This is a genomic window from Citrobacter sp. wls829 (genome assembly GCF_005280825.1).
In the GTDB taxonomy this organism is placed as follows: domain Bacteria; phylum Pseudomonadota; class Gammaproteobacteria; order Enterobacterales; family Enterobacteriaceae; genus Citrobacter; species Citrobacter gillenii.
Genome location: NZ_SZWP01000017.1, coordinates 1 through 9633 on the forward strand (window position 1 = coordinate 1; position 9633 = coordinate 9633).

Here is a 9633-nt window from a genome sequence, read left to right on the forward strand (position 1 = left end):
GCCTCATCGCTAACTTTGCAACAGTGCCCTCTGGGAGACTACCCCAGCCTCTCCACCTTCGTTTCTCCTTCCACCATCGACAGCTGATACAGCGAAAACGATCTCTGTTTCTCAATTAAATTCGCCAGTTCCGGCGAGTGGCTGGTCAGCCAAATTTGCGAGTAGCGGCTGGCCTCGGCGATTAAGCTCGCCAGCGCGGGCAGCATCTGCGGATGCAGGCTGTTTTCCGGTTCGTTGAGGGCGATAAAGGCCGGTGGACGCGGGCTTAATAGCGCCACCGCCAGGCACAGAAAACGCAGAGTGCCGTCGGAGAATTCCGCCGGCTCCAGCGGTCTGCTTAGCCCTTCACGCTGCATCATCATCCGGAAGCGTCCGCCGGTGTTGTCGCTGTAAAACACGCAGCCGGGGAAGGCCTGGTCGAGGATGCGCATCAGCAGCAGCTCGTCGCCAATTTCCACGATGGTCTGAAACGCCGCCGCCAGGTTTGCGCCGTCGCTGGCCAGCACTGGGGAGCGGAAACCGACCTGAGGCGCGCGCATGGCCGAGCCGATTGATACAGAAAACTCCTGATAAAAGCGCCAGTTACGCAGCGACTCGCGCATCTGCGACACTTCCGGGTAAAGATGCGGCTCGCCAAGCTGGCCGAACACCGATTCGTTCTCATACAGCGTGCCGCTGTGGGTGACTTTCTCGTGATGCACGTTGTTCAGAAATACGGCCTGATTTTTACGCTTCATCAGCTGTGACGACGGGCGGCGGTATTGACCACTCAGCCAGATGGACTCTTCTTTGATCACCGGATCGAGTTGAAACTGTGAGGGGTAAGGCAGTTTTTCGACAAAGCCTACCTGCAGCTCGTATTCGTAGGTTTCGGTTTCAACGGCCAAATTCATCCGCCGCAGCTGGTCGCTGCGGGTTTTGCCTGCCCAGAACACTTTTAAAATCCCACCCTCGTTCGCCAGTGCCTGCGAAAACTGCCCCTGTGCGGCGCTGTGCATCAGGTGGATCGCCTTGTAGATATTGGATTTTCCGGTGCCGTTTGGGCCAAAGACGATGTTGAGCTGTTCCAGCTCCAGCGACATTTCGCGAATCGAGCGGTAGTTTTGAATGTGCAGGGTGGTGATCACAGGCAGTCCCTTTTTGCGTTACAATCCTGTACATAATTACAGTCTTTTGTGTGGAATGCAAAAAAGAGACGACAGTGAGGGTGTCGTCTAAACGGGGTACTGCTTTGGGCCTCTGTGGGTCAAACGGGCCTTCGCATTTTTATCGTCAGGTTACTGCCAGACGCAGACCCAAATCATCAGGATAGGGATCAAAGTAGTTTTGCGTCATCAGATACCGGTCAGGGTATTCGGCCATGTAGTGTTTCAGTAGCGTCAACGGCGCGAGGATGGGTAGCAGCCCGTCGCGATAGTGCAGGATCACATCGCGCAGCTCGACGCGCTGGCGGCTGTTCAGCTGGTTACGGAAATAGCCCTGGATATGCATTAGCACGTTGGTATGGTTTTTCCGCGAGGCGGGCTTTTTCAGGATGGTCATCAGCTTTTCGCGGTACGCCACGAAGAACGCGTCCAGATCTTCCCATTCATGCAGCGACGCAACGAACGGGCCAATCTCGCGGTAGCCCGCCTGATGGTGCGCCAGAAGCTGCAATTTATAGCGGCTGTGGAAATCCAGCAGCGCGCGGCGCGTCAGGCCTTTAGCGCGCAGCGTGTTCAGCTCGTGCAGGGCAAATACCCGCTCGATAAAGTTTTCCCGCAGCACCGGGTCGTGCAGCCGACCGTCTTCCTCCACGGGCAGCCACGGGTAGGTTTCAAGCAGGGCGGCGGTGAACAGCCCGACACCCTCCTTGCGGCCCCGGTTGCCGTTTTCATCATATAGCCGCACGCGTTCCATGCCGCAGCTTGGCGATTTCGCGCAGACGATAAATCCCGACAGATCGCCGATTTTTGGCAGATAGTCCGCCGTAAAGTCGGCCATTTTCTGCGTTATATCATCATGGGGCGGCTTGCTGAAGCGGAGCTGCGTTTCGCCGCTGTCCGTCAGCGTCAGGCGTATGGCCGGGCGTGGCGTCGGCAGGCCAATCGCCATTTCCGGGCAGACGGGCCTGAAACTCACCCACTGGGCCAGTTCATCCATGACAAAGCCCATACGCTTGTGTCCGCCGTCGAAGCGAACGGCAGACCCGGTCAAACATCCGCTAATACCGAGCACAGGTTTTGTTGTCATGGTGTGGTCCTCCCGTTCTTCTCTTTAAAACTTACACAACATGACTAATTTGTCCAAGTATTAGCGGAATTATTTTTTATTTGCCTTTAAAATCAACGTTTCTTAACTGCCCTTGTAAGTTGAATAACCGTATTGGCTCAGCAGGAGAGGGATGTGCAGCTTTTCGTTGGTCCGGGTTACGGTGAACAGCACCGGGATCTCCGGGAAGAAGGAGTCCAGCTTCTTCCCGTGGAAGTAATCTGCGGTTTTAAAGGCCACTTTATAGACGCCGGGCTGCATATCCTGATCCTCCGGATAAAGCGATTTGATGCGGCCGTCATGGTCAGTTTTGCCGCTGGCAATTGGGGTCCATTTGTCCTGCTGCTGTTTTTCCAGCGTGACGGTAACGTCCGATGGCGGCATCCCGGTTTGCTGGTCAAGAATGTGTACGCTCAGCGTGCCGGCAGGGGCGCTAAAGGCGGCAGGGGCAAAGGCCAGGGTGGTCAGCATCAGCAGAGAGGCAGTTTTTTTCATTGTGTTTTCCTGTGGGGTTGTCGGTCACAGGAAAACGTTAGCATTTGTGGCGCGGGAAAATATTCAACTTTTCGTGAAGATTCCCGCAGGAGAAAATGATTAGAGGATAATCACTTCAAGCGATACCTGCTGCTGCCACTGCTCGATCTGCTTTTTGCGCGCGGCGGTGAGTTTACCGCGCGTGACCAGAAGCCAGTGGCGGTCCGGGAAAATCTCCGGGGCCAGCGTGGCGGGCGGCGTGGGTAAAATATCGATACGGTGGCCTTGCCCGGTGCGGGTTAAGGCTTCGAGCCAGACTTCGCACGGGTCATTCAGGTTCCAGCCGCTGAGCAGGATGTTGTCGCCCGGCGCTTTTTTATCGCCTTCCAAGCAAAACGAGGTGTAGGCGATGATGATGCCGTCGAGGATCTCCCGCAGGGTCATGGCGGCGGCGACGTTTGCCGACACCTGACTGCGCAGCGGACGCAGCACGTTCGCGACCAGTTCTGGTCTTGGGTACTCGCGTCCTGCGTCGTAAATCATCTGACGCAGGGACTCGATTTTGCCGTCCTGCAGGCGCTGTAACATGCTCTGCTGCAGCGTGAGCCAGTTGTTGGTCAGGCGCGACGTAGGGCGCTCCAGCAGCGGTTTGACCTGGCCAATCGGGACGCCTTTTTTTACCCAGTCGAGGATTTTTAGCGCCTGCTGGACGTCCTCATCGCTGTACTGGCGGTGGCCGCCCTCCGTGCGCTGAGGCTTGAGTAAGCCGTAGCGCCGCTGCCAGGCCCGCAGCGTGGTGGCGGTGATCCCGCTGAGTCTGGTGAATTCGCCGATGGAGTAAGCCATGTCCGTGTCCAGAGTTGAGGAATACTCTCAATATACTACGAATTTTCGCGGATGGGATGAAGCGCCGCCGCGGTGCACTACACTTAATTTCCAACCGTGCAAATGAAAGGAATTCTCATGAAGCTATGGCCTGTTGTGACCGGTGTTGCCATTGCCCTGACGCTGGTAGCCTGTAAATCCCCTACCCCACCGAAGGGCGTGCAGCCCATTTCCGGTTTTGACGCCAGCCGCTATCTTGGCAAATGGTACGAAGTCGCTCGCCTGGAAAACCGCTTTGAACGCGGCCTGGAGCAGGTTACCGCCACCTACGGCAAGCGCAGCGACGGCGGCATCAGCGTGCTTAACCGCGGCTACGACCCTGTGAAGAACAAGTGGAATGAGAGCGAGGGTAAAGCCTACTTTACCGGCGAACCGACCACGGCCGCGCTGAAGGTGTCCTTCTTGGGGTCAGTTTGGATATAGAGAATTATTGTACGGTAAGCCTGTTTTTTGAACAGGCTTACCTGTAGCAATAGGGTGTACTCCCGCGCTATACAGCGTTTTCAGGGGATTTTGTCTTAATCGGATAACCTAAATGCGATACAGCAAGAGCGACAACCTAAAAGCGATAGCCACTGACGATAAAACAATCACTTACGTATCCTAATTGGTTAAATAATGTGCTTAACGTACAAAAATTTCCGATCTCCAAACTGACCCCTTATTTGTCTCCTGCAACACCACGGGGTTGCTATAACCAGCGACGAACCCGTTGGGTATAGCGTTCCCATTCCAACCCGAAACGTTTTCGAAGCTGTACCTCTTCAACATGGATATGTAATCTGGCTACTACAAACATAAACAACGGTACAGCAAGTATCCCCACCAGGCTGCCAAAGCAGAGAGCAACGGATAACTGGAGCCCGCTCATTCCAAGGTAAATAGGGTTTCGACTCCATGCGTAACAACCGACAGTTACCAGCTTGGTGGTTCTATCCGGATGAAGCGGATTAAGCGTCGTGCCGTTCGTGCTCATCTGCCAAGCGGTGTGCAGTATCATGGTAATACAAACACCGGTCAGCAACACGCTTAGCACTATATTCACGATGTCGAAGGTAAAACGCGGGATTGCAGTCAACACATCAGTGACGAAAAACAGCAATAAGATGAGTGGGGGCGGAAACCATACTCTCAATCGAGTCACGAAGTTACGCATTACACAGACCTATCTCTGAACTAAGCAGCCTGATGGCTGCAAAATGAAAATCCAGTCCTTGCCATTCCTATAGTGACCATGAATCTGACATTATATGCCTGATCTGAAAAGTTATTTTTTTCATAACTGTCCTTATAACGGTGCGGGGTCAGTCCACACCTCTGTTCAGGTGAACAAATTCAGCAGACCACTTCACTGTTAAACCTGTGGCGATTCAGGGTGCCATGTGTATGGCACCTCATCTCTTATTTACTTATTGACTCCGTTACCGCCTGCCAGGTTATAAAGCCACCACTCAGATTATATGTCCTGAAGCCGTGGGCCTGAAGAATACGGTATGCCACATGCCCGCGCAGGCCACTCTGGCACCCTATAAAAATCTCTTTATCTTTAGGTACTTTTTCAAGATTCTCCCGCAGGGAATCCAGTGGAATGGATAGCGCGTCAGGATATTCGCCAAATTGTTTCAGTTCTGCAGGAGAGCGAATATCAAGTAAACAATAACTGCCCGGTACCCTTTGTAACACATCGCGGACATGACAGATGACCGTATCTCCCTTGATGACATTTGCCGCCACCATTCCAGCCTGGTTAACAACGTCCCTTGCACTGTTAAAAGGAGGAGCATAAGTCAGCTCCAGATGCTCAAGATCGTTGACGGTAAGTCCCGCACGCTGTGCGACAGCCAGGACATCGATGCGTTTATCAACCCCTTTTTTCCCTGACGCCTGGGCCCCGAGAATTTTGCCAGTATCGGGGCTGAACAGCAGTTTAAGACTGATCATCGTTGCCCCCGGGTAGTAACCGGCATGATCAGCAGCATGGACGTAAACCTTCTCGTATCGGGTGCCGTGGGCTTTCAGTTGCTTTTCATTCGCACCGACGCTGCCAATACTCAGCGAAAATACCTTACAAATGGATGTCCCCTGACTGCCATGGTAAAGGCTGTGGTGATCAAGCATGTTATCAGCAGCAATGCGTCCCTGGCGGTTGGCGGGCCCAGCCAGAGGAATATTAGCGGGTTCCTGAAAAACAAGGTCAGGTGTTTCAACTGCATCCCCCACGGCGTAGATGTCAGGGATACTGGTCTGCATACAAGCATTGACACATATGCCTCCACGTTTACCCACTTCGAGCCCGGCTAATGTGGCAAGGCTGTTCTCAGGTTTTACCCCGATGGCGAGAATAACCATGTCGGTCTGCACAAAGCCACCGTCAGACAGTGCAACGCGGAATCCCGTTTCTGTCCGCAGTACCTCGGTGAGTGCCGTTCTGAGACGCAGATCCACGCCATGATTCCGGATTTCCTGATGCAGGACTGATGCCATTTCAGGATCAACCGGAGCCATAACCTGTTCCCCCATCTCCAGCAGAGTGACACGGATCCCCCGTTCGCTCAGAGCCTCCATCACTTCAAGTCCGATGAACCCGCCCCCGACAAGCGTGGTGTGAGCGACGTTATGTTGCTCAATCCACGCCAGGATAGCATCCATGTCAGTAAGATTTCGGAGCGTAAAGACTCCCTCTTGCTGTAGCCCGGGCAAAGGAGGGACAACCGGCGCGGCTCCGGTACTGAGGAGCAGACGATCCCATACTTCGGTATGGATCTCGCCTGAGATCAAATTATTAACTGTTACAGTTTTATTAACCGGATCCACTGACGTCACTTCATGGCAGGTACGGACGTCTATGTTAAAGCGGGATTTAAAATCCTCCGGAGTCTTAAGAATAAGTGACTGCCGTAACGGAATTTTTCCGCCTATATGATAAGGCAATCCACAGTTGGCGAAAGAGACATCGCTTCCCCGTTCAAACACAACAATACTGACATCCTCTGACAACCGGCGAGCCCTGGCTGCAGCGGATGCGCCACCGGCAACACCACCAACTATCACTATTTTCATTACATCCTCTCTGTTCACTCGGGGCAAAATGCCTACCAGATATAATTAGTTACCCGGGTCAGCTGGACGCTGCAGACCTGGCGAACACGGTGGCAAAATTATGCCACTATCAGTATACTAAAATATATTATATAAAAACACATAATATGAGAAATCATCAATGCAAATGAATGAAGACACAAAACGTCAGACTGATATGAAAAATGCGGCCCTGAGGGCAGCGGATGTTTTACGGGGACTAGCCAACAGCGACCGGTTGCTGTTGATGTGCCAGTTAAGCCAGGGAGAAGCGAATGTGTCCGAACTCGAAGCGGCGGTCGGGATTACTCAGCCGACGTTGTCTCAGCAGCTTGGCGTCATGCGCCGCCTGAAGCTGGTTGAGACCCGACGGGCTGGTAAAATGGTATATTACCGTATCGGGGATAACCGGATCATGACGTTGTTAAATACCTTATATACTCTTTACTGTCCGCAGGCCGGGACAGGTAAAGGAAACCATAACAACGAATAATATGATTCTGCTTTCTCTGCAAACCGTTTTATCAGTGGATCATAAACTTGTTGAGGCTATGAAGTGCCTGGACGAAACTGTAACGGGAAAACGACAGTGATTCGGATATACCCGCCGGCAATCCCTTTCCGGACTGTTTAATCACTTGCCCGCTCACAGGTTTACTGGTTGATTTATCGGTTTTTATACTATTCCGGTCAGATAAAAGAGCCACAGGCACGCAGTGATACTGCTGCGTCAGAAATGGCCTGTGGCTGACAAACTGTTTATCTCTGCTGCTACCGGGTGACATCATTCAAGCAGGCTACGCAACATCCAGGCGGTTTTCTCATGCAACTGGATACGTTGTGTAAGCAGATCCGCAGTGGCTTCATCATTCCCACTATTAACGATCGGGAATAAAGAGCGTGCGGTTTTAACCACGGTCTCCTGGCCCTGGACAAGATTTTCAATCATGTTTTTTGCTGCCGGAATATCCTTGTCTTCATTAACCGCAGTTAAACGTGAAAATTCATGATATGTGCCGGGCGCGAAACATCCGAGCGAGCGTATACGTTCAGCAATATCATCAACGGCGGTGGCCAACTCATTGTATTGATTTTCAAACATTAAATGTAAGCTATTAAACATGGGGCCAGTTACATTCCAGTGATAGTAATGTGTTTTTATATACAGGGTATAGGTGTCAGCAAGAAGCCGGGACAGACCGTCTGCAATCTCCACCCGGGATGATTCAGCAATACCAATATCAATGATTTGTTTACTCATAACTACCTCTTACACGGTTTCAGTGGAATATACGATATGCGATTATTCTTTCCGGTCTGAGCAAAACACGCCTCAAATTTTTATAATAACCAGGTACACCTGTCGTCTGTCACACTAGCGATGCGCCAGAGCAATATCCTGCGACGGAACAATGAATTTCGCCGTGGCACGTGCCACTGTCTGCTGTCCTTTTGTCAGCCATGCTTCAAGCAGGTAAATCCCCCTGCGTTGCCCAAGCAGTCTGGCACATACCATCAGTTTGTCTCCGGTACAAACGGGTGAAATGAATCTTACCGTCAGTTCAGCCGTCAGGGCTTGCACACCCTGCATGAACAAACAATGAGTCATTGCTGCATCCAGCAGGGTACTCGTCATTCCGCCATGTAAAAGACCCGTATACCCCTGATGCCTGTGATTGGCCGTGTAGTCCGCACATACAGAGCCATCCGGGTGCTCTGAAAACATTAAGTTCACCGTATCAGGGTTGTTGTCGCGGGAACTACAGACCATACAACAGGTATGGGCCTTTCTGGCATCAAGATAACAATTCATCTGTTTCTGCTCAGCGTCCGGTTGTACTGACGGGAGGCATCCGGAATTCAGTCAGCTGAGGGGCTCCCCCGGCATCATTACTGCCTCCTCCACACATTCCGGCTCCTGGTTTATACACAATACGGGTCTGATAAAAATCACCGCCCGTGATGAAATAAACTCATGAATGGCAACAGCGCCCGTTTCCGTGATGATGCTGACGCCCACCCTGGCACGCATTTTCTGCTGTGTTCCCGTCAGAGTGACAGCATTTTTTCCCTTTCGCCTCATGATGAAAGGACTGGCGTCCCTGCTCCGGCTTATTCAGTTCAGTCAGAACACGGGTATCCGGATCACACAGTTCAGTGAACAAACGACGACCACAGTCAGTCTGGTACACCGCGATCTGATGCCCCAGTAATTTACCCAGCATCCGTTCCCCGATGTTACGGACCACAACGCGGCTGACTTGCTGTTGAACCAGCAGGTCAACCAGCTTCCGTTTACCTGAACAATCTGCGCCCAGCGCGGGATTTTCTGTCCGGCTGAGCTCCACACCGCGCTCATCCACCAGGACAAGGTGACTCGCTTTGGTAAAATGATTTGCTACCCGGTCGTCATTCACTGGAATGGCTGTGATCATCTTGTGTAACTCCTTCCCTTTCAGAGTGCATTATTAAGGCCTTGCCCTGAGTGAGACAGTCCACAACCTTAAAACGGGCTGCTTTCAGGACATTGGCCAGTGTCTGCCTTGAAACCCCCATTGCAACAGCCGCTTCCTGCTGTTGCATGCCCAGTAAATCGACCAGCCGTAACGCTTCAAACTCATCTTCTTTTAAATGAACATGTTCAAGCTGGCTCATCGGTCGCGCATTGGGCTTAAAACAGGTATCCGCAGGGCGGCCACAGATGTTACGGGGAATTCTGGGTCTTGGCATGAAGGCTCCTTATTGGCATATGCTATATATACACTCATAAACTGGCATATGCAATATACTCTGCTCACCGGTGGAGAATTTTTTGCTTTACCCTGGAGTCTGTAAGTGGGCAGCAGGTCATGAGAGATGAAGAGAAAGAAAACAGATACTGTATGAGACTCAATTTAAAGTGCTGCCATAAGGGGGTCGTCTCAGAAAACGGAATCTATGGTCACT

The 9633-nt window shown here is 52.1% G+C and carries 11 protein-coding genes and 1 pseudogene; 2 read left to right on the top strand and 10 right to left on the bottom strand.

Annotated elements, in window-relative coordinates:
- Positions 1-38: 38 nt before the first annotated feature.
- The 4 genes from FDW88_RS01810 to FDW88_RS01825 form a co-directional block, all read right to left on the bottom strand.
- On the bottom strand, positions 39-1127 hold the full coding sequence (locus FDW88_RS01810; RefSeq protein WP_000633445.1) for an AAA family ATPase: 1089 nt from the start codon (positions 1125-1127) through the stop codon (positions 39-41).
- A 145-nt stretch (positions 1128-1272) separates the two neighbouring features.
- Entirely contained in the window at positions 1273-2232 is a 960-nt protein-coding gene (locus FDW88_RS01815; protein WP_000208728.1) for a DUF523 and DUF1722 domain-containing protein, read from the bottom strand.
- A 102-nt stretch (positions 2233-2334) separates the two neighbouring features.
- On the bottom strand, positions 2335-2745 hold the full coding sequence (gene uraH / locus FDW88_RS01820) for a hydroxyisourate hydrolase (protein WP_000750473.1): 411 nt from the start codon (positions 2743-2745) through the stop codon (positions 2335-2337).
- A gap of 99 nt (positions 2746-2844) precedes the next feature.
- Positions 2845-3570 carry a MerR family transcriptional regulator gene (locus FDW88_RS01825; RefSeq protein ID WP_137361904.1) on the bottom strand — a complete coding sequence of 242 codons (726 nt, stop codon included), beginning with the start codon at positions 3568-3570 and terminating at the stop codon, positions 2845-2847.
- A gap of 117 nt (positions 3571-3687) precedes the next feature.
- Here FDW88_RS01825 and FDW88_RS01830 point away from each other — a divergent pair.
- Positions 3688-4017, top strand: a pseudogene (locus tag FDW88_RS01830) (lipocalin family protein); the annotation flags it as partial.
- A 283-nt stretch (positions 4018-4300) separates the two neighbouring features.
- On the opposite strand, the gene FDW88_RS01835 reads toward FDW88_RS01830, so the two are convergent.
- Together FDW88_RS01835 and FDW88_RS01840 are read right to left on the bottom strand one after the other, a co-directional pair.
- Positions 4301-4765, bottom strand: coding sequence for an isoprenylcysteine carboxylmethyltransferase family protein (locus FDW88_RS01835; RefSeq protein ID WP_001243598.1), 465 nt, complete (start codon positions 4763-4765; stop codon positions 4301-4303).
- A gap of 245 nt (positions 4766-5010) precedes the next feature.
- A complete protein-coding gene (locus FDW88_RS01840) occupies positions 5011-6669 on the bottom strand; it encodes an FAD-dependent oxidoreductase (protein WP_137361905.1) in 1659 nt (552 codons plus the stop codon).
- 160 nt (positions 6670-6829) lie between these two features.
- Between FDW88_RS01840 and FDW88_RS01845 the strand changes: the two genes are divergently transcribed.
- Positions 6830-7180 (top strand): helix-turn-helix transcriptional regulator, encoded by a 351-nt coding sequence (locus FDW88_RS01845; RefSeq protein WP_040115257.1) that lies wholly within the window; start codon positions 6830-6832, stop codon positions 7178-7180.
- A 291-nt stretch (positions 7181-7471) separates the two neighbouring features.
- Here FDW88_RS01845 and FDW88_RS01850 read toward each other — a convergent pair whose 3' ends face one another.
- The 4 genes from FDW88_RS01850 to FDW88_RS01865 form a co-directional block, all read right to left on the bottom strand.
- A complete protein-coding gene (locus FDW88_RS01850; RefSeq protein ID WP_072259269.1) occupies positions 7472-7948 on the bottom strand; it encodes a Dps family protein in 477 nt (158 codons plus the stop codon).
- Between the two features lie 114 nt (positions 7949-8062).
- Positions 8063-8500 carry a PaaI family thioesterase gene (locus FDW88_RS22550; RefSeq protein ID WP_016241611.1) on the bottom strand — a complete coding sequence of 146 codons (438 nt, stop codon included), beginning with the start codon at positions 8498-8500 and terminating at the stop codon, positions 8063-8065.
- Positions 8501-8660: 160 nt separating this feature from the next.
- The gene (locus tag FDW88_RS01860) at positions 8661-9122 is read right to left on the bottom strand and encodes a NifB/NifX family molybdenum-iron cluster-binding protein (protein ID WP_000626969.1); all 462 of its coding nucleotides are present in this window, start codon (positions 9120-9122) and stop codon (positions 8661-8663) included.
- Positions 9097-9417 (bottom strand): DUF134 domain-containing protein, encoded by a 321-nt coding sequence (locus FDW88_RS01865; protein ID WP_001137910.1) that lies wholly within the window; start codon positions 9415-9417, stop codon positions 9097-9099. The genes FDW88_RS01860 and FDW88_RS01865 overlap by 26 nt, the downstream gene beginning before the upstream one ends.
- Positions 9418-9633: the final 216 nt, after the last annotated feature.